Origin of the sequence: Dolichospermum sp. DET69, from assembly GCA_017355425.1 — a bacterium.
Lineage (GTDB): Bacteria > Cyanobacteriota > Cyanobacteriia > Cyanobacteriales > Nostocaceae > Dolichospermum.
In genome coordinates, this window is record CP070233.1 from 4,048,209 (window position 1) to 4,065,216 (window position 17,008).

Consider the following 17,008-nt stretch of genomic DNA (forward strand, 5'->3'; position numbering starts at 1 on the left):
ATTTAAGGATTTTCAGGATGATGATATTTTATGATGCACCTTTGCGTGAGACAAAAATCCACCTTAGACTTTTGCAGCAAACCCTAATTAATGCTCAAATAACAATCCTGTAAATCCTTAAATCCTGGATATCCTGATTCAGACAAGTTATGAAAATCAGGAACATCGAAGAATTTACAAAATTATCTATAATCAAGTATTATCATGTTTGTTTATATTAATCTCATTAATTAATACTCAAATAACAATCCTGTAAATCCTGATTCAAACAAGTTATAAAGATTAGGAACATCGAAGAATTTACAAAATTATCTATAATCAAGTATTATCATGTTTGTTTATATTAATCTCATTAATTAATACTCAAATAACAATCCTGTAAATCCTTAAATCCTGTAAATCCTGATATGGCTTGCGCCACGCTACGCTATCAGACAAGTGATGACAGTCGGGTTAGCTGGGAAGGATAATGTCAGAATCAAGATGATTAAGATTCAAGGATGCAAAATATATCAATCCTGAAAATCCTCAAATCCTGAAAATCCTGATTCAGACAACAAAAACTATTTCACAACAGCTAATTCCTTCTTAAAGAAAGCTTGTAAAACAGTTTCGGCAATTTGAGGACTACTTAAACCTAACGCTGCAAAAGATTGATCAGGCGTAGCGTGTTCTACCAAAATATCAGGTACACCAATCCGCTTCACAGGCACAACCACATCAGCATCAAGTAAAGCCTCAGCTACAGCAGAACCAAAGCCACCCATTAAACAACCTTCCTCCAAAGTCACAACCCGACCAATTTGTTTAGCCAAAGGTAAAATCAAATCAGTGTCCAAGGGTTTAACAAAACGGGCATTAATGACAGTTGCTTCAATGCCATATTCGCTGAGAATTTCCGCCGCTTGCATAGCTGGATAAACCATAGTTCCATAACCAAGGATTAGCACATCATCACCTTGACGGAGAATTTCCCCCTTACCTATTTCTAAAGCTTCCCAACCTTCTTCCATCAAAGGGACACCGTGACCATTACCACGGGGGAAACGCATAGAAATAGGTCCACTGGTGTGATTAATCCCAGTTACAACCATCCGTTGTAATTCGGCTTCATCCTTGGGAGCCATTACCACCATGTTAGGGATACAGCGCATATAAGCAATATCATACATACCTTGGTGAGTTGGACCATCAGCGCCCACGATTCCCGCTCGATCTAAACAGAAAAAGACGGGGAGATTTTGAATACAAACATCGTGAATAATTTGGTCAAAAGCCCGTTGTAGGAAAGTGGAATAAATAGCAGCAACCGGACGCATTCCCTCACAGGCCAAACCTGCGGCTAAAGTAATGGCGTGTTGTTCCGCAATTCCCACATCAATATATTGATTGGGTAGTTTAGCTTGGAGTTTATCTAAGCCCGTACCAGTAGCCATGGCCGCTGTAATCCCCACGATTTTGGGATTTTGTTCAGCTAGTGTCACTAAAGTATGAGAAAAGACCTTAGCGTAAGCAGGGGGTTTAGGTTTACTGGAAGGAATTGCTTTCCCCGTCGTCAAATTAAAAGGGGTTTGAGCATGGTAGCCTACTTGGTCTTTTTCCGCTATTTCATAGCCTTTACCCTTAGTTGTTACTACATGAACCAAAACAGGGCCAGTAATTTGATGCGCTTGTTGGAATGTGGCAATCAATTCCTCTAAATTATGCCCATCAACTGGCCCCATGTAGGTAAAGCCCAATTCTTCAAAAACTGCCCCAACCTTGGGAACTGCTAACCGCTTCATGCCTTCTTTAATGCGTTCCAGTTCTGGAGAAATGGACTCACCCACAAAAGGCAGATTTTTGAGCTGTTCCTCAATGCCCTCTGAGAGAAACTGCACCGGTGGACTCAGACGCATCTTATTCAGATAACGAGGAATCGCCCCCACATTGGGAGAAATAGACATCTCATTGTCATTGAGAACCACCAGCAGATTAGTTTTGGGAAGGTGTCCAGCGTGGTTAATAGCTTCTAGTGCCATACCCCCAGTTAAAGCACCATCACCAATCACCGCAACGGTTTTAAATTTTTCCCCTTTTAAATCGCGGGCTAAAGCCATTCCCAAGGCAGCGGAAATACTTGTAGAAGCGTGTCCCGCACCAAAATGATCGAATTTGTTTTCACCACGTTTGAGATAACCTGCAACGCCGTCTTTTTGGCGGAGAGTGTCAAAATTACTGTAGCGTCCGGTAATTAATTTATGAGGATAAGCTTGATGTCCAACATCCCATGTGATTTTATCTCGATCTAAATCCAGGGTTTGGTAAAGCCCTAGGGTTAGTTCTACAACTCCCAAGCCCGGACCCAAATGCCCTCCAAAGGCTGCTACGGTTTGTAGGTGTTTCTCACGAATTTGACGGGCAATCTGTTGCAACTGCCGAATTGACAAACCATGTAACTGGTTAGGATGGGTAATTTCACTCAAATGCATACTATCGGCTTTTCCTTTCTAAGTCTTCTTTTGGCATAATTTTATTTTCCCACTTCCGGTGGCTTCTAAAATCTGACCATCATCAATTATTCTTGTATAACTATAACTTTTGTGCGTTTTTAATATCTATGTAGAGCTTGCTGAAAGAAAGCAAAAGCGTTAATAGATAAAAGTTTACAGAGTTTTATCAACAAACAAGTGCCAGATTATCGAGCCAAGATATTGAAAACCCTTGCATTTTCACTAAAAAAAGCCAGGCAAATCTGAGGACTCATCAGCAAACCCTTCTTTCTCCTGACTTCTTTCTCCTGACTTCTTTCTCCTGACTTCTTTCTCCTGACTCCTGACTCGGTGACTCCTGACTCGGTGACTCCTGACTCCTAGACATACTAATTTTAATGGGTACGACAGGACTCGAACCTGTGACCGTCCGCTTAGAAGGCAGAATTTATTTATCTAAAACCCAGTGTTAGCAATGGTTTTGGCTACATCTAAAATAATTGATCTAATTTTGAGCTACCCTATTAATGCTGTAATAATTTTTAACAAAGTTGTTCATATTTGTAATGCCCACTAATCCTACACTACTCGTTTTAATAATGTGGACACCATTTACACCCAATTTCTCGGATAATAACTATCTATCAAAAAATGATAATTTGATATAGGTTCTCCACTTAAATTAAGAGAGTTTGATCTGATTTTTTTCAAAATGAGAATTGCTGCTCGGAAGGAGTTGGCATTGATGGAGGATTTGATTCCGTTGTTGCACAAGCTGGCGCAGGGGCGAGAAATTTCGGGGTTGGGGGCGTATGAGCAGTAATATAGATAGATATCGTCGGTACTAGATAAACGACAGCTATGAACCCTATTTTGCAACAAATTCAACACCATGCCGCAGCTTTACCGATATCATCGCAAGCGGAGTTACTGAATTATGCTGTTTATTTAGAACAAAAAGCACGAGAAAAAACGCCTATCACTTTAAACCAAGTAAGGCGCGAAGGTTTGGCGCAAGCATTGGCGCAGGCGGTGGCGTTAAATCCTTTTGCAGAAATTACTGATCCAGTTGTTTGGCAGCGTGAACAACGCCAAGACCGCAATTTGTTCGGGAGAGACGATGCTGATTGATAGTAATTTGATTATTTATGCCACTCAGCCGCCATATACGCAGTTGCGTAGCTGGTTGGTGAATTATGCCACGCATTATTCTGCGATTAGTCGTTTGGAAACATTGGGCTACCATCGTTTAGGTGAGGCTGAAAAACAGGCCATCATGGCGATTTTAGATAACTTGGATATTTTAATGATCAATAAAGTTACGCTTGAAATTGCGGTTGCTTTGCGCCAACAGCGAAAAATGTCCGTAGGTGATGCCCTAATTGCTGCAACCTGTTTAGATTCTGATCTACCGTTAGCAACGGCAAATATAAAAGATTTTGAGTGGATAGAGGGTTTGGTGATCCACAATCCATTGGAGCTAGGGAGTTAGCATTTTATGGATGATTTGATGGCGCAGGGGCGGGACATTTCGGGGTTGTTTACAAAAGAGGCTGTTTTGGATTGGGAAACACAGCATGGGGGTGAGCTATGAGTGTGCCTAAGTTGCGCTTTCCTGAGTTTTGGAATACGGGGGAGTGGGAAATGTTCACGGCGATTCCCAGGTCGCGCTAGTTACACTATCGCTCGGTATTTTAGATGGATACACCGATGGAAGAAATAGTCAAATTTTAGGAGGTATAATTAAATCTAAATATTCTCTTTTAAATTAAAAAAATGACTGAATTTGATTTTATAGAATCTATACCAGGTTTTATTTCCCTGGTTGATCTAAATTGTAGATACTTGAGAGTCAACAACAATTTATCTACTTTATTTAAAGATAGCGTTGAAGGTAAAATAGCAGGTGACAAATGCTATGACCAAGCTAGAGAAATAAAAAAATTGATTAATTCCCCAGTGGGAACAGAGACAAATTGGGAATATCATCATGATGATATATGCTTGGCAGTTTGTAGCAAACGGTGTGAAAATTTTATCATTAACCAAGCAATTGATATTACTGACAGAAAAAGCTTAGAGCAAAAGCTTTCTGCATTAGCTAAACGACAAGATGCCTTACTAAAAGCTATTCCTGAAGCGGCTGAATCCGGTTCTGGCAGACGCTCTAGTGAAGAATTAAAAACGCTTGTTAAGTTATTAACTCAACGTCCGATAATTGAGAAAGAATCTACTGAATCTCTGATAAAATTAGAGGTGGAGTTAAGAGAAAATACTGCTAAAATCCAAAATATTGAAAAACTTCTTTTTTGGGATGATACCTCGCTTTTGGGACGAATTAAAGAGCTTGAAATTCACCAGAATAATGATAATGTGAACTGGCATGAAATTGAAACAAGCAAAAAAAATATAGAGAAATTATCTGAAATTGCCGGCATTATTGTTAACATTCCAGGTGGAGGAAGAACAATATTTGTGACATTAATCATAGTTAATGTTTTAACTACCTTTTTTGTAGATATTGCTGCAAGGGTGGTAGACATCCATGAAATAATTCCAATAGTTAGAGATGCAAAGCCTTAAAATAATTCGTAATTCGCAATTAAACCCCAAAATTACGAATTGCGAATTAGTAATTAAAAATGTTATTGATTTACCAATGGAAACTCCCTAATTTGTAAATCTTCTGGAAATTCAGATAAAATTCCACCTTTTTTATCACTGATTTTGTAGGGTGCATTATCTAACATTGGTTTTGCTCCAAGTTGTTTGATAAATATTCGTACTTGGGCTTTTTGGCAAGCTTTGGTGAGCGATCGCAAATGTTCAATCTCACAAACACGGGCATTGTGTCCAGACTCCCCACCAAGAATGCACCAACTTAGTCGGGGTATACACTGATTACAAATTGCTAATCCAGCTACAGGTGCAGCGTCAACAGCATAGAGAATGTCCCGTTGTTCACCGCAGCCATCACAGATACCCGCACCAATAAACTCGCTTAAATACTCTGATAAATCAATGTCTTCCAAAACTGGTTCACAACTGAGAAAACGAATTTTGGCAGGTGTTTTTAGCAGATAATAAACATCTTCAGCGTCTTTCTGTGTGCATACTGAATACCCCAACCACAGATGATCCAATGGTAACTTGAGTTCCGTTTCCTCTAAGAATCTGCAACTTTCCTCTACTAATTTGCGTACCCGTTTTGTTAATTTAGTTTCTAGTATTTCGGATTTAGCTTTCACCAATGCAGATTGAATCTTTTGGAGACGGTCAGGACTGGTGAAATACTGGTGCATAATTTCCGGGCGTTTGGTGAGAATTTGGTAAATGTTCCACCGGGCGATGATCATATATGCCACAGCTTCATCTATGAAATCGAAGGGAACATCTTTATGAAATAAATCCCCCAAATTAGCGACAAATACGAGTTCGGGTTTTTTCCAATTTCCCCATTCCAAAATCCATTTTAAGCGTTGGGGTTGTAGATTGATTTGCCCTGTCCATTGCAGTTTACCATTGGTTGATTTTCTGACTGTTCCTGCAAAAACATCGGATATTTTGGGGTTGGGATGATGTGAATGAATCCAACTTTCTAACACTGCATAGCAATTCGCGCAGCCGTCCGAATCTGGATCACACCCCGTTACTATTGGCCATGTATTACCAGTCCATTCAATATTAGAATCTTTACTCATTTTTTTATCCTTATTAATTAACATCAAACATTAAAAAAAGCCGGGATAACCCCAGCTTAATTGTCATTTAATTACCATAGATATCACCTTCTGGTATATATTCATCGGCAACAGGGGAATTACCATTAACAGTGAAAGTCTCTACTGGTTTGGATTTATCAAGCAGTTTTCTGTATTCTTCTCTGACAGCTTCCCGACATTTATCTTGGAGAAGTTGAGTACACATATCCTCGTTTTCTCCTTCTGATATTGAAGCCCAAATTGAACAGCCTAATGTGGCACTATTAAAGTCACCTAAGTTAAACTTTCTTTCGTAGCTAACTGCGATAGTTTTGACAAACATTTTAACCTCTAGTTTTTATTGAAAAGTAACCACAATCATTAAGCGGTAGCATTAAAAAAGACCCAGGAATAAACCTGAGTCAAATAACTAGATAAAAGTAGTTCTCTTATTAGCAATTTCAATTAATTCATCTACAAATTTACATAAAGTTTCCATATCATTATTTGGAGCTTTACAAACTTGTATAAACGTTTCATCTAAATCTGGTTTATCACCATCTTCCATCAGTCCGGGATCAAAAAAGATATGAACCAATGCTACCTTAGTGTTCTTAGCCCATCTGGTAACTTGAATTTCATAATGTCCATATAATCCATCATCATAGCGAGGGTCTTTACATATAAACATGGAACTCTCTAAAAACTCTATAAACTTTTTATCCGGTGAAATCCAGGTTCTTTTTTCCATTTTATTAATATCAAACAGTTCTGCGTACATTTCTAATTTCTCAATATAGTCAACAGCCCCAATAAGCGATAGCATTAAAAAAGTCAGCAATACCCTTATGTATTGCCAACTAATTGTTAGAAATTGTCTGGATCATTCCAACCAGGAGGATTCAATACCAAAGTTGGTTCAAAAATAACATTTGCCCCATAATCTCTAAGCAGGTCATCACAGTTTCTCAGAGATTTAATCAAACAACTACCAAAATCTGGAGTACAAGCGTTACCATCAAATATATAGAAATCAGGATGTGAGGAAAGACTAACTTCGGAAGCATATCGTTGGTCAATCCACGTAGGATGATTTTCATAAATTTCGATTTGGAATCCTTGATAATGAACTATCATGTTATTCATGGGTGTCTTCGCAATTAATAAAAACCACAACCTTGCAGCGGTAGCGTCCCCACAGAAAAAACTTTTCAACATTACAAAATTTCCCCAATCACCCAAGCCTGAAAACTAATACTTGTCCATTGCGGTTTTAATGTTTCCATTAGCAATTCAGCTTTTGATTTAATTTCTTGGTTTTCATGATTATTAATTAAATCAATTAATTCCAAACAAATAGAATCTAACTCACTGAAAGTATCTATACCATCTTGGATTTTAGATTCTAACTTAATTAATGATTCAAGCATTTTTATTTCAAACAAACAACATCATCATTAGGCGGTAGCCCAATAAAAAAAAGGCAACTATTTCAGTTTGTCCAAAAACTTAAATCCCCAGTTTTCTCTGTTTTATGTTTTGCTATGCCAGAATCAAATTTTGTTACCGAGCCAGTAATAACTAACTCGGTTTTTATCTTTACTCTTTCCAGTTATTTGGATTTTCTGGCGATGCTAAACTTTGTTCATAGGTATGGTTCATAGTCATATCGCTAAATTGCCGTTTGGCAATCTTTAAGCCCAATCCTATAAAATCTTTATGATCTTCCTCATCCCATAACGGAGATAATGCAATCGCTTCAATCAATCTTGCATTATAATCAGTTAACACTCCATGTATTTCTAGAGTATCAACTAATTTCAACAATCTTTGTTTTGGTGATGGAGGACGGTAACATCTATTTGTTGTTAGCAATGCTTTTGGCGTAAAACCTGTTAATAATTTCATGAATTTCCTCTAACTAAAAAAAGAGCCGGGATTTCTCCCAGCCCAAAACCTAAATCAAATCAATTATTTACTGCCTTTAATCTTCTTAACATTTGATGGTGGTAACTCTGGCTGTTCTTGGCCACCTTCAAGAAGTGCAGTTATTTCTTCGCTAGACAAACCATCTAAACACTGCATATCACGAGTACCTTCAAAATCAAATAAAGCTGGTTGAGTCTGTAACAATCCAGCTATTTGTTGCAATTGCTTGTTTTCGGGTTCACCTTGACGTTCTCTCCAGTCGAAAGCAACTGTATAGTATGGACCATCTTTACCAGATTCTTTGTTGAATTTGATAGTGAATATTCCCATACCCGGATCTTGTTCACTAATTACATCCTGAACTTTGCTAAACAAGTTGGAAATACTTTGTTTCTTGATATAGCAAACACAGACTGTATTTTGGGGCAATATTTTGGGATCTATATTTGGTGCAGCAACAAAGAATAATTGAATCCATTGACCTGTATATTGTAGTCCCAGATTTCCATAATACTTAGAGACTTTGATGATAGAAATATCAATTTTATCATCTGGATTACTGCGTCTGTGCTGTGGTTCTTTTCCACCTACAAATATTCCGCCATCTTTGCAGTTTAATCTCACACTATAAGGTACATCAGGTAAAGAAATTGCATCAACTGGTTTTTTCCCAAATACTGAAAACATGATTTTTCCTCTTATTACAATTCAAACTATTTAAAAATCCAAAAACTCATGACATGACTAATCTGAAATGAAAAGCCAAAACCTAAAAGCGGTAGCACAGAAAAAATGCAGAAATTTAGTATTTATTACCAAATTTCTACATTAATTCTAAACAATTTATAAGAACACTGAAAGGGTTGGTTTTAATGTCATTGTCTCTTGACGACGTAATTCATATTCCTTTTTAAGCCTAGAAAGGTATGAAGTGAACATTACACGATTTCGTTCTAATTCTAGTTCTGCGATCGCTTGTTGATGCTTCTCAATTTCAGATTCAATTCTAGCTAAATCGTTGGCTTTGTTTTGAGATAATTTAGCCGTTGCTGTTCTGATATCTGATTCAAGTCTGTTTAACTTCAAATCAGTTTGGGGTGTTTCGTATTGTTTCTTGAATACCAAAACAATTTTGCTGTTATTGTTCTGGTAAACAGTTTTATTTTTGGTGTTTTCACAAGTACCCAAAACTTCTATTGCTTCACCAACTGCTTCTGGCATCAAGCCTTCAATTTCAAATTGCAACTTAGAAATATTGTTTCTAAGCTCAAGTAACTTTTCCAGATTTTTCATGATAAAATAACTTCAGTAATTAACTTGCTAGAGGGGTTAGTTGCAATCCTAACCCTTCATTTTTCATGAGTTCAATTCAGATTTATTCTGGTCAGACGTGGACATTGCCAGAATTGATTCTAAAGTTTCATGGTCAAACTCAAGTAGTTTCTTGCATCCAACTTGAAAAGATTGAAATTTCTCCCTAGCATAATCAGAATCTACAAAGTTAGTTCTGAAGAGAAAATCATAATAATCCATATTCCAGTAGGCTTTTGCCAATTGCTTCAAAAATTCAGTTGTCATTATTCATCCTCTTTGATATTAAATTCGTCAGCTATTTCTTGCCAATTAATTTCTTCAAGACTTGCTGTAAGTAAATAAATCAATGGTTGAAATAATATTGAATCTTTACTTTCTAAGAAGTGATTTTTCAAGGATTCAAAATATTTCTCTAGTTCACTTGCAGATGATTCACAAGGTAATCCATTGTTGGTTATCCACATTGAAATTACATAAGTTTCGTAATTTCTCCAACCTTCCCATCTACCATCATTCATCGCAGTCATCATCTTCTTCTGTATCGTCTTCGTCGCTATCAATCCCATTCAGTTCTGTTAATTGTTTCCAATTCACCACATTAAGCGACTCGGTAAGTAGGTCTTCTAACGCACTACAAAATCTGTTATATTGCGATTTGTCTTTGAATATTTCATTTTTGAGATTGGAGAAAGTATCTTTCAATTCCTGTTCTGACAAATCACAATCTTCAATCCATAAACTAACTTGCCAAGTCTCGTCATTTGAGTATCCGTTACAAGTCATTATTTTTTCATCCAGATAATACAATCATGAACACAACCACTAAGCGGTAGCACTGAAAAAATAAAGCTATCAAAGTTCAGATACCACCGTTGTTTTACCGTCAAAAATCTCAACTTTTACAACTTTTTCTAGGTTTTCAATCGGGTAAGTTCCCACATCGAAATATTTTCCTAGAAAATACTCAATCGTTGATTCATAAGATGCCGTTGCACTGATTGAGGTTTTCCATGTATAGCCTGTAGTGGTTGTGAGTTTGGCTGATTTGAGCATTTATTTCTCCTGATGGATTTGCATAATAAAACCCCTAACTCTGTTGTGAATAGAATTAGGAGTGTTAACATTAGAAATGATTAAAACAAACTGAATTGAGTATGATTTGGTTTTGGTGGTTGATAAATCGAGACTTCTTTAGTTCGTGGATGCACTTTAATCACAGGCATAAACTTCTTAACTGCCATGCAATAAGTTTTGAAAGCTCCACCTGTAAATCTTCCGTCATAAATTGCAATACACAAATCAGAATGATCAATCATGTATCTATTTCTGATGTGCATACAATCTGCGGTATAGTTGGGTTTGATAATTACTTGATTTTCTGTATATCTGAGAAGGCGCTCGCTTTCTTTCCTGTGCTGCAAACTCCACAATTCTGATTGATCAGCGCAAGGGATTACAGCCGTCCAAGGTAAATTTCTACTCATTAAAACCTTTGCAGCTAATTGATCTGAACCTAAAGCCATACCAACAAAAAAATGATTTATCCCCATGTCTAAAGCTAAGTCAATTGCTATATTGATTTGTTTGGTGATATCAGGAATTTTTCTATGACCTGTAAAGCAAGCAATTTTCTGAGAATATAGTTCTGGGTATTCTGGCTCATATCTGGTTTCTTCAACAGATACACCATGAGCTTCAATTGTTTGAGCAATATATTTCATCATGAAACTACTACTAAAGACCAAAACCAAAAGGCGGTAGCACAGAAAAAAATGAAATAAATCCTAACCTTCGTGATGAAAGCTAGGATTCCAATTAATTAAAAATCTATTTCCTCGCGGATTTGCTTATACCGACGTAAATCGTTGTGATTTCTTGCTTTTAATTCATTCAACTTTTCAAGAGCTTCATCAATGTTTTGAGTATTATAAATACAATACTGTCTACCCTTTTCAAATACACTATAAAAGCCTGTTAAACCAATACTTTTGCCATATTTTGTCAAATCCGTACACCATTTGACATAAAGATTATTGCCTACAGCAGCTAATTCATGCTTGGTTAATTCATCCTGTCTGATTCTATTACCTCTAGCGATAGCTGAACTTAAAGCTTGCTCACGAGATTGAGAAGAAAAATCAAAATCTTCACTTAAAACTAGCTTATCATTGAGATATATGTCATAAGAAAACACATTCATTCCTGCTGATTCACGATAATACTGACGAAGATTACGGATAGAACCTTTGATTTCTGGATGCTGGTAAAACATTCGTTTAAACCTTAGTAAAACATCAAAAACAAATTCTCTTCGCGGTAGCGTTATTACGATAAAGATCATGAAAAAAATAACGATCACTCCCAGTTAAGGAAGCGATCGCTATTTAAGCTATTCACAATTTAATAAACTTGTCTGATAGTCAAATTTAATCTTCCTCCAGATTTAAGAAGATTAGATGTACCAAGAATTATGCCTTTAATGCCATGATAAAACATCCTAGATTCGCCATGTAAAATCAAGATATCGCCACTTTTTAAGATAATCTCTTTGGTAGGATCTTTTCTACGTTTACCACCTATGAGAAAGATTCCATCATCACCTAAACTAATACTAATGATTGGTGATTTTTGATTAACTTCAGTGTTATCTTGATGAAGTCCTAATTTACTACTCTGAGTATAATAATTAATCAAACAAGTCTCAGGTTTATAGTTATAATCTCCAACTTCTGCTGCTAGAGATTTAACTAAATTTCTGATAACTCCTGGAATTGGCTGCCAAGGTTTATTAGTTACAGGATGTTTATCATCATACCGATAACCATTTTGGTCAGAAATCCAGCCAACTTTACCACAATTGGTCATTTGATAATTAAAGGGAGAGCCATTTTTCATTGTCGGACTGAAAAGAGGGGATTTTTTACCAATTTCTCTACAATGTTGTAAAATTTCTTGTTGTTGAGATTCGGAAAGATATTGTTGTAGATGTAGCATAAAGATGTCCTAAAAAAATAAACTAAATTCTCTTAGCGGTAGCTGCAATATCGTAAAGAATTTAGTAATTCATTAAAAAAAAGCCCCAATTCCTATAGGAATCAGAGCTATTAAAAATCAGAATCTATATTGTTGCTAAAATCTGACCAATTTTGTCATAGATTTCATTGTCAGAAATGCTTCTAAATTCTCTGTTTTTAACGTAATAATTACCATCAAAAATCATACATTTATCGTGATAATACAAAAATATGTATTTATCGGGATAACATGATACTAATTGTTCCAAATGTGGTTTGATCACTTCATTGAAATATTTAGTATTTTCCGCTAATTTTCTGAATGCTGCTTGAACTGGTGTTTCTCCAGGTTTCCTATCAATCGGCTGTTGTTGAAATTTTCTTACGAACTTGACCATTATTTCCCTCCAGTTGTAATTAAAAAAAAAGCTTCTAACCTCATATAGAGATTAGAAGCTATCAAATCAATCAAGCAAATATTTAGTATGGAGGATACCCATATTCATCATCTCCATCTTCACTTTCTTTAAAGCCATTCGTTTGACTAGTCTCATAACCAAACTCTCTAGATTTCTTAGCTGCTACTCGTTCTTGAATTAGTTTCTTCTCAGAATAATGTTCTGATCTGACACTTAACAACTCATCAACGGTAAAACCTAAATCTTGGATAAATTCAATTAATTCATCTAAAGATTTATCGTGAATTGGATCTATTTTCCATTCATCACCAAATTCTGTATTATAACCTTCTAAGCCACGTTTATAATTAGGATTATCAAGTTTGTGCTGTTCCCAACTCATAACTCGAATAGCATCCAATAAAGTTAAACGTTGCTTTTCGATAACTTGAACTTCTTGTTGAGATTTTGTGACAAATCTAATAGCCATGATGAAACTCCTAAAAGAAAATAAAATGAAAGAAAAAAAAGAAAAGGAATCAATTGACTCCCAAAATTTCTTCGCGGTAGCGTCATTATGTAATAAAATGCTGAAATAAATATTCAATGAAACCTCCAAAAAATATTAGAGATTTCATTAAGGTTTATTTAACAACAATAGTTTTACAACATTTCATAATATCAATGCTGCGTTTAGTACCACGACTCACACCGTCCCATATTGCCAAACCGTATTTATAGCCAGCAATTGCTCTCATTTCTGAATCACGGTTACTATAATTTCCCATTACACCAATAACAGAAAATCCATTATTGTTTCTTGCTATGCCAGTACCGTTGAATTTGGCATAATAAACAGTCACATTTTGATAATTTCTGGATTTGAAATATTGCTGGACTAAATCATCAACACCTGGAGCATCACCAATGATTACTTTAAATTCCAGTTCAATGATTTTATTGAGGGATGCAATAGCTAATTCTGGTAATTTATTGATAGACCTGCTACCAAATATCATGACTATTGGTTTATTCATTTTCGACTGTCATAAAATAGAAACTAATTACAGGCTGCGGTAGCACTCACAATAATTTGCAAATGCTACCAAAATAAAATCACTTATAATACTCGCTATACGCCTGTTTAAACCAATCTTGCTGAATTATCCAATTCACACACCTAATAATTCCATCCCCATGACATTGCAAAGGACTACACCAACAAGTTAGGATTACATTTACACCCTCAAGAACTTTAAAAATTATATCCCTGAGAGCAAATGTTGTTTCATCAAGTATTCCCTCATTCATCCAAAGTTTAACTTTGTCGTACAAAGATTTATCGAACATTTTACAACTTTCAAATCTTTCTTTCTCGCTGCTAAGTTTAAATGGATTATGCAAAGGACTTTCTTGTAAGCCATAAAACTTATTAGCTCTACCAATATAAATTTTATCTTGACCAATAAAACCATCACGTTTACCATTGATTACTTTAATCATAATTTCCTTTATTTTATTAATTAATTCACTGCCAGAATTAACTAGCAGTGACGTTAAATTATCTATTCATCCTTATCATTTAAATGATTAGAAATTACTCTTACAAGACTGTCAATATTTGATTGATTAAGCATTTTATTCTTGACTATCAAATCAAATATATAAATTGACTGCATGGGGTTTAATTGTTTGAGCTTTTTAACAACATCACTCCAAACACCATTAATGATTTTGTTTGACAATTCTTCAGCAAAACACCAAGCGTCTGATGCTTCAAGATACATTTGATTCACCTCTTGTCCCTCTTGTCTAAACTAAATTATTCAGAATTTCGTTATTTGTCAAACAATTACAAACTCATTGTTTCTCACTTCTAAGCAAATCACAAACTAAAAGCGGTAGCAAAGAAAAATTATGTTTTTAGTTGGTGTTACTAAAAAATCAATAACACCAACTTGTTTTGTTATTACATCTGCACTAATTCAAAAACTGACTCAGCTATTAAACCTCTAACTTTTATTTCTAATGGAAAGCTAGGATGTTTAACACGCTTGGCTTCTCTAGGAGTTCCGTCGTCACCTTCAAAATATCCATTATTTAATGCAACCCATTCAGCAAAGTTTTGATATTCTGAATAAGATTTTAACCCGATATAGGTGATAAAACTCTTGAATCCAGAATCAGAATCAGGCGACTCCTCCCAGTGAAAGCGATTGCTGAAAGTTCCTACAATTGTAATGCGATCGCTAAGTTTAATTGTCAAATAATTTCCATGAGGTGAAACACTTTTTACTTCACCTTCAATTCCTGCAAAATTGATTCTGTTCATGATATAATTCTATTATTACTAAAACACCCTAAATAATAGGGAATAGCATCTAACTATTCCCATTTTTTCAATTCCAAGTATCCTAGCTATCGAGCCATTTCAAGTTATTTTAGAATGGCTTGTTTCTTAGCGGTATACACAAAACTTTCTAATTCTAGCTGGATAGAAATTGCAGACTGTTCAAGAGAATCGCTAGGATATTTGGCGGATAAGTTTCTGATTTTCTCCAAGATTTCTGCGACATCATTTTCAAGCATCTTCAACATATTACTATCCATTGATGGTTCAACTGATTTAACTAATTTCATGGCTCTAAACAACAACAGCAAACTCTAAAGGCGGTAGCACAGAAATGATTTTGCTATGATTACCTGTATTGATTACTTCGCTGGAATTGGTGCGTGGGAATTAGCTGCTGAAATTCTTGAACAAATTTATGGTTATCAGGTTTTCACAACTTACCAATTTGTAGAGATTCTTCCTTCTGCTCAACAAGTATTGCGTTCACACTATCCACTAATTCCTATTCACTCTGATATTAAAACTTACACACCACCGCAAAATATAGATGCCTATTTCATATCCTTTCCTTGCACGGGAACAAGTCAAGCAGGAACTAAGACCGGACTTAACCACCCAGAGTCAAACTTATGGTTTGAAGCCCTCCGGTGTATCTGCATTGGCAAGCCCAAATTTGTCGTTATTGAGCAACCTGAAGGATTTATCCATAGAGGATTACGAGCGTGCCTTGGAGGACTCAGAATGGCAGGATACTCTACAGAAGTTGAAATTATCTCGGCATCGCAGCTTGGCGCACCCCACAGACGAAACAGAGTCTTTATTATTGCCCACACCAACCACTTATCCTTGCAGCAACGGGAAGGGTGGAAATGCTGGGATGAACAAATTGGAGAACACACTGCGATCGCAAAATCGTTTATCAAATACCCTCAAGCTGAATCCACAGTTTTGTCTATGGATGATGCAGTTCCCAGATGGTTATTTGGATTGTCTTATTCAGGGTGGTGGAAAATAAATAACCCCCCATTAAATTGTGGAGTTCCTAGAAACACGCCAGGACGTAGGGAAGCTATTAATTTAATTGGACGATCAATCGTGCCTTTACAAACAGCAATTCCTTTGATGAGAGTAAAGTTTTTAGCAAGTCTATGAATGGGCGATTACCTACGGTACATTTCGTGAACGCTTAATTATGACACGAAAATTTTGAACCCATTATTTTAAACGCCAGAATTACAAATAATTTGTAGTAAAAACGCTACCGCGCTTTGGTGTTGTTGTTTTTTAGTTGGACATTACGAAAATGAAAATTACTATTTATTGTGATGGTTCTTGTTCTGGTAATCCTGGGAATGGTGGATATTGTGCAATCCTCACTTCAGAGAAGTTTCCACCTAAAACTGTTAATGGATATGACCCAGAAACCACTAATAATCGTATGGAAATTATGGCAGCTTTAGCAGGGTTGAAAGCACTCAAATACCCTTGTGAAGTCGAAATAATTTCTGATAGTCAGTATTTAGTTAACACAATGTCTAAAAACTGGAAAAGGAAAGTTAATATGGATCTATGGCAAGAATTAGATGATATCGCTAAGATTCATACTATTACTTGGACTTGGGTTAAACGAAATTCTTTACCAGAACTTGAGCAATGTGACAGAATAGCCAAAGAGCAATCAGAAAGTGTAAGTTTGGCGGCATAAAAATACAATTGGTAGCATTAATAGATTATGATTTTATTAATGCTACTACTTTGTTCTATATAATCGTAATAGGGCAGTTTATTTGTTGTTCAATCGTGCCATTACAGGTTGCAATTCCTTGGA

The 17,008-nt window shown here is 36.0% G+C and carries 28 protein-coding genes and 1 tRNA gene; 5 read left to right on the forward strand and 24 right to left on the reverse strand.

What is annotated here, in order from left to right; all coding sequences use genetic code 11:
* Window positions 1-563: 563 nt before the first annotated feature.
* Together EZY12_18475 and EZY12_18480 are read right to left on the reverse strand one after the other, a co-directional pair.
* Window positions 564-2,471 carry a 1-deoxy-D-xylulose-5-phosphate synthase gene (locus EZY12_18475; protein QSX66749.1) on the reverse strand — a complete coding sequence of 636 codons (1,908 nt, stop codon included), beginning with the start codon at window positions 2,469-2,471 and terminating at the stop codon, window positions 564-566.
* Window positions 2,472-2,870: 399 nt separating this feature from the next.
* Window positions 2,871-2,936, reverse strand: a tRNA-Arg gene (locus EZY12_18480).
* Window positions 2,937-3,332: 396 nt separating this feature from the next.
* Between EZY12_18480 and EZY12_18485 the strand changes: the two genes are divergently transcribed.
* The 3 genes from EZY12_18485 (at window position 3,333) to EZY12_18495 (ending at window position 5,054) form a co-directional block, all read left to right on the forward strand.
* Window positions 3,333-3,602: a hypothetical protein gene (locus EZY12_18485; GenBank protein ID QSX66750.1), complete on the forward strand. Its 270-nt coding sequence runs from the start codon at window positions 3,333-3,335 to the stop codon at window positions 3,600-3,602.
* Complete coding sequence (locus tag EZY12_18490; protein QSX66751.1) at window positions 3,592-3,963, forward strand: type II toxin-antitoxin system VapC family toxin; 372 nt, start codon at window positions 3,592-3,594, stop codon at window positions 3,961-3,963. The genes EZY12_18485 and EZY12_18490 overlap by 11 nt, the downstream gene beginning before the upstream one ends.
* Before the next feature lie 284 nt (window positions 3,964-4,247).
* Window positions 4,248-5,054 carry a hypothetical protein gene (locus tag EZY12_18495; protein QSX66752.1) on the forward strand — a complete coding sequence of 269 codons (807 nt, stop codon included), beginning with the start codon at window positions 4,248-4,250 and terminating at the stop codon, window positions 5,052-5,054.
* Between the two features lie 62 nt (window positions 5,055-5,116).
* Here the strand turns inward: EZY12_18495 and EZY12_18500 are convergent, their stop codons facing one another.
* The 22 genes from EZY12_18500 to EZY12_18605 form a co-directional block, all read right to left on the reverse strand.
* Window positions 5,117-6,172 (reverse strand): DUF5131 family protein, encoded by a 1,056-nt coding sequence (locus EZY12_18500; GenBank protein QSX66753.1) that lies wholly within the window; start codon window positions 6,170-6,172, stop codon window positions 5,117-5,119.
* A gap of 67 nt (window positions 6,173-6,239) precedes the next feature.
* Window positions 6,240-6,515 (reverse strand): hypothetical protein, encoded by a 276-nt coding sequence (locus EZY12_18505; GenBank protein QSX66754.1) that lies wholly within the window; start codon window positions 6,513-6,515, stop codon window positions 6,240-6,242.
* Between the two features lie 87 nt (window positions 6,516-6,602).
* The gene (locus tag EZY12_18510) at window positions 6,603-7,013 is read right to left on the reverse strand and encodes a hypothetical protein (GenBank protein QSX66755.1); all 411 of its coding nucleotides are present in this window, start codon (window positions 7,011-7,013) and stop codon (window positions 6,603-6,605) included.
* A gap of 26 nt (window positions 7,014-7,039) precedes the next feature.
* Complete coding sequence (locus EZY12_18515) at window positions 7,040-7,318, reverse strand: hypothetical protein (GenBank protein ID QSX70729.1); 279 nt, start codon at window positions 7,316-7,318, stop codon at window positions 7,040-7,042.
* Between the two features lie 71 nt (window positions 7,319-7,389).
* Window positions 7,390-7,602, reverse strand: a complete 213-nt coding sequence (locus EZY12_18520; protein ID QSX66756.1) for a hypothetical protein — start codon at window positions 7,600-7,602, stop codon at window positions 7,390-7,392.
* Window positions 7,603-7,771: 169 nt separating this feature from the next.
* The gene (locus tag EZY12_18525) at window positions 7,772-8,080 is read right to left on the reverse strand and encodes a hypothetical protein (protein QSX66757.1); all 309 of its coding nucleotides are present in this window, start codon (window positions 8,078-8,080) and stop codon (window positions 7,772-7,774) included.
* A 63-nt stretch (window positions 8,081-8,143) separates the two neighbouring features.
* Window positions 8,144-8,788 (reverse strand): hypothetical protein, encoded by a 645-nt coding sequence (locus EZY12_18530; GenBank protein QSX66758.1) that lies wholly within the window; start codon window positions 8,786-8,788, stop codon window positions 8,144-8,146.
* A 156-nt stretch (window positions 8,789-8,944) separates the two neighbouring features.
* Window positions 8,945-9,394, reverse strand: coding sequence for a hypothetical protein (locus tag EZY12_18535; GenBank protein QSX66759.1), 450 nt, complete (start codon window positions 9,392-9,394; stop codon window positions 8,945-8,947).
* Window positions 9,395-9,457: 63 nt separating this feature from the next.
* Window positions 9,458-9,679, reverse strand: coding sequence for a hypothetical protein (locus tag EZY12_18540; GenBank protein QSX66760.1), 222 nt, complete (start codon window positions 9,677-9,679; stop codon window positions 9,458-9,460).
* Window positions 9,679-9,981, reverse strand: coding sequence for a hypothetical protein (locus EZY12_18545; protein QSX66761.1), 303 nt, complete (start codon window positions 9,979-9,981; stop codon window positions 9,679-9,681). Before EZY12_18545 ends, EZY12_18540 begins: the two co-directional genes overlap by 1 nt.
* The gene (locus EZY12_18550) at window positions 9,926-10,198 is read right to left on the reverse strand and encodes a hypothetical protein (GenBank protein QSX66762.1); all 273 of its coding nucleotides are present in this window, start codon (window positions 10,196-10,198) and stop codon (window positions 9,926-9,928) included. Before EZY12_18550 ends, EZY12_18545 begins: the two co-directional genes overlap by 56 nt.
* 69 nt (window positions 10,199-10,267) lie before the next feature.
* Entirely contained in the window at window positions 10,268-10,468 is a 201-nt protein-coding gene (locus EZY12_18555; protein QSX66763.1) for a hypothetical protein, read from the reverse strand.
* 80 nt (window positions 10,469-10,548) lie between these two features.
* Window positions 10,549-11,139, reverse strand: a complete 591-nt coding sequence (locus tag EZY12_18560; GenBank protein ID QSX66764.1) for a DUF1273 family protein — start codon at window positions 11,137-11,139, stop codon at window positions 10,549-10,551.
* A 95-nt stretch (window positions 11,140-11,234) separates the two neighbouring features.
* Complete coding sequence (locus EZY12_18565; protein ID QSX66765.1) at window positions 11,235-11,687, reverse strand: hypothetical protein; 453 nt, start codon at window positions 11,685-11,687, stop codon at window positions 11,235-11,237.
* Between the two features lie 128 nt (window positions 11,688-11,815).
* Window positions 11,816-12,409 carry an alpha-ketoglutarate-dependent dioxygenase AlkB gene (locus EZY12_18570; protein ID QSX66766.1) on the reverse strand — a complete coding sequence of 198 codons (594 nt, stop codon included), beginning with the start codon at window positions 12,407-12,409 and terminating at the stop codon, window positions 11,816-11,818.
* 124 nt (window positions 12,410-12,533) lie between these two features.
* Window positions 12,534-12,827: a hypothetical protein gene (locus EZY12_18575; protein QSX66767.1), complete on the reverse strand. Its 294-nt coding sequence runs from the start codon at window positions 12,825-12,827 to the stop codon at window positions 12,534-12,536.
* 82 nt (window positions 12,828-12,909) lie between these two features.
* Window positions 12,910-13,446: a hypothetical protein gene (locus EZY12_18580; protein QSX66768.1), complete on the reverse strand. Its 537-nt coding sequence runs from the start codon at window positions 13,444-13,446 to the stop codon at window positions 12,910-12,912.
* 25 nt (window positions 13,447-13,471) lie between these two features.
* The gene (locus EZY12_18585; GenBank protein QSX66769.1) at window positions 13,472-13,864 is read right to left on the reverse strand and encodes a hypothetical protein; all 393 of its coding nucleotides are present in this window, start codon (window positions 13,862-13,864) and stop codon (window positions 13,472-13,474) included.
* Window positions 13,865-13,943: 79 nt separating this feature from the next.
* Complete coding sequence (locus EZY12_18590) at window positions 13,944-14,330, reverse strand: DUF4326 domain-containing protein (protein QSX66770.1); 387 nt, start codon at window positions 14,328-14,330, stop codon at window positions 13,944-13,946.
* A gap of 62 nt (window positions 14,331-14,392) precedes the next feature.
* Entirely contained in the window at window positions 14,393-14,614 is a 222-nt protein-coding gene (locus EZY12_18595; protein QSX66771.1) for a hypothetical protein, read from the reverse strand.
* Window positions 14,615-14,796: 182 nt separating this feature from the next.
* Complete coding sequence (locus EZY12_18600; GenBank protein ID QSX66772.1) at window positions 14,797-15,159, reverse strand: hypothetical protein; 363 nt, start codon at window positions 15,157-15,159, stop codon at window positions 14,797-14,799.
* Between the two features lie 104 nt (window positions 15,160-15,263).
* Window positions 15,264-15,488 carry a hypothetical protein gene (locus tag EZY12_18605; protein QSX66773.1) on the reverse strand — a complete coding sequence of 75 codons (225 nt, stop codon included), beginning with the start codon at window positions 15,486-15,488 and terminating at the stop codon, window positions 15,264-15,266.
* 34 nt (window positions 15,489-15,522) lie between these two features.
* Between EZY12_18605 and EZY12_18610 the strand changes: the two genes are divergently transcribed.
* The gene (locus EZY12_18610; GenBank protein QSX66774.1) at window positions 15,523-16,332 is read left to right on the forward strand and encodes a DNA cytosine methyltransferase; all 810 of its coding nucleotides are present in this window, start codon (window positions 15,523-15,525) and stop codon (window positions 16,330-16,332) included.
* A 151-nt stretch (window positions 16,333-16,483) separates the two neighbouring features.
* Complete coding sequence (gene rnhA, locus EZY12_18615; GenBank protein QSX66775.1) at window positions 16,484-16,885, forward strand: ribonuclease HI; 402 nt, start codon at window positions 16,484-16,486, stop codon at window positions 16,883-16,885.
* The last annotated feature ends 123 nt before the right edge of the window (window positions 16,886-17,008 follow it).

Excerpts from the sequence above, each read along its gene's own strand:
- EZY12_18495 (QSX66752.1), top strand. The coding sequence starts at position 4,248 with ATGACTGAATTTGATTTTATAGAATCTATACCAGGTTTTATTTCCCTG.
- EZY12_18550 (QSX66762.1), bottom strand. The coding sequence starts at position 10,198 with ATGACTTGTAACGGATACTCAAATGACGAGACTTGGCAAGTTAGTTTA.
- EZY12_18555 (QSX66763.1), bottom strand. The coding sequence starts at position 10,468 with ATGCTCAAATCAGCCAAACTCACAACCACTACAGGCTATACATGGAAA.
- EZY12_18490 (QSX66751.1), top strand. The coding sequence starts at position 3,592 with ATGCTGATTGATAGTAATTTGATTATTTATGCCACTCAGCCGCCATAT.
- EZY12_18535 (QSX66759.1), bottom strand. The coding sequence starts at position 9,394 with ATGAAAAATCTGGAAAAGTTACTTGAGCTTAGAAACAATATTTCTAAG.
- EZY12_18565 (QSX66765.1), bottom strand. The coding sequence starts at position 11,687 with ATGTTTTACCAGCATCCAGAAATCAAAGGTTCTATCCGTAATCTTCGT.
- EZY12_18590 (QSX66770.1), bottom strand. The coding sequence starts at position 14,330 with ATGATTAAAGTAATCAATGGTAAACGTGATGGTTTTATTGGTCAAGAT.
- EZY12_18610 (QSX66774.1), top strand. The coding sequence starts at position 15,523 with ATGATTACCTGTATTGATTACTTCGCTGGAATTGGTGCGTGGGAATTA.
- EZY12_18525 (QSX66757.1), bottom strand. The coding sequence starts at position 8,080 with ATGAAATTATTAACAGGTTTTACGCCAAAAGCATTGCTAACAACAAAT.
- EZY12_18530 (QSX66758.1), bottom strand. The coding sequence starts at position 8,788 with ATGTTTTCAGTATTTGGGAAAAAACCAGTTGATGCAATTTCTTTACCT.
- rnhA (QSX66775.1), top strand. The coding sequence starts at position 16,484 with ATGAAAATTACTATTTATTGTGATGGTTCTTGTTCTGGTAATCCTGGG.
- EZY12_18575 (QSX66767.1), bottom strand. The coding sequence starts at position 12,827 with ATGGTCAAGTTCGTAAGAAAATTTCAACAACAGCCGATTGATAGGAAA.
- EZY12_18515 (QSX70729.1), bottom strand. The coding sequence starts at position 7,318 with ATGAATAACATGATAGTTCATTATCAAGGATTCCAAATCGAAATTTAT.
- EZY12_18595 (QSX66771.1), bottom strand. The coding sequence starts at position 14,614 with ATGTATCTTGAAGCATCAGACGCTTGGTGTTTTGCTGAAGAATTGTCA.
- EZY12_18520 (QSX66756.1), bottom strand. The coding sequence starts at position 7,602 with ATGCTTGAATCATTAATTAAGTTAGAATCTAAAATCCAAGATGGTATA.
- EZY12_18570 (QSX66766.1), bottom strand. The coding sequence starts at position 12,409 with ATGCTACATCTACAACAATATCTTTCCGAATCTCAACAACAAGAAATT.
- EZY12_18485 (QSX66750.1), top strand. The coding sequence starts at position 3,333 with ATGAACCCTATTTTGCAACAAATTCAACACCATGCCGCAGCTTTACCG.
- EZY12_18545 (QSX66761.1), bottom strand. The coding sequence starts at position 9,981 with ATGGGATTGATAGCGACGAAGACGATACAGAAGAAGATGATGACTGCG.
- EZY12_18475 (QSX66749.1), bottom strand. The coding sequence starts at position 2,471 with ATGCATTTGAGTGAAATTACCCATCCTAACCAGTTACATGGTTTGTCA.
- EZY12_18585 (QSX66769.1), bottom strand. The coding sequence starts at position 13,864 with ATGAATAAACCAATAGTCATGATATTTGGTAGCAGGTCTATCAATAAA.
- EZY12_18600 (QSX66772.1), bottom strand. The coding sequence starts at position 15,159 with ATGAACAGAATCAATTTTGCAGGAATTGAAGGTGAAGTAAAAAGTGTT.
- EZY12_18505 (QSX66754.1), bottom strand. The coding sequence starts at position 6,515 with ATGTTTGTCAAAACTATCGCAGTTAGCTACGAAAGAAAGTTTAACTTA.
- EZY12_18560 (QSX66764.1), bottom strand. The coding sequence starts at position 11,139 with ATGATGAAATATATTGCTCAAACAATTGAAGCTCATGGTGTATCTGTT.
- EZY12_18500 (QSX66753.1), bottom strand. The coding sequence starts at position 6,172 with ATGAGTAAAGATTCTAATATTGAATGGACTGGTAATACATGGCCAATA.
- EZY12_18540 (QSX66760.1), bottom strand. The coding sequence starts at position 9,679 with ATGACAACTGAATTTTTGAAGCAATTGGCAAAAGCCTACTGGAATATG.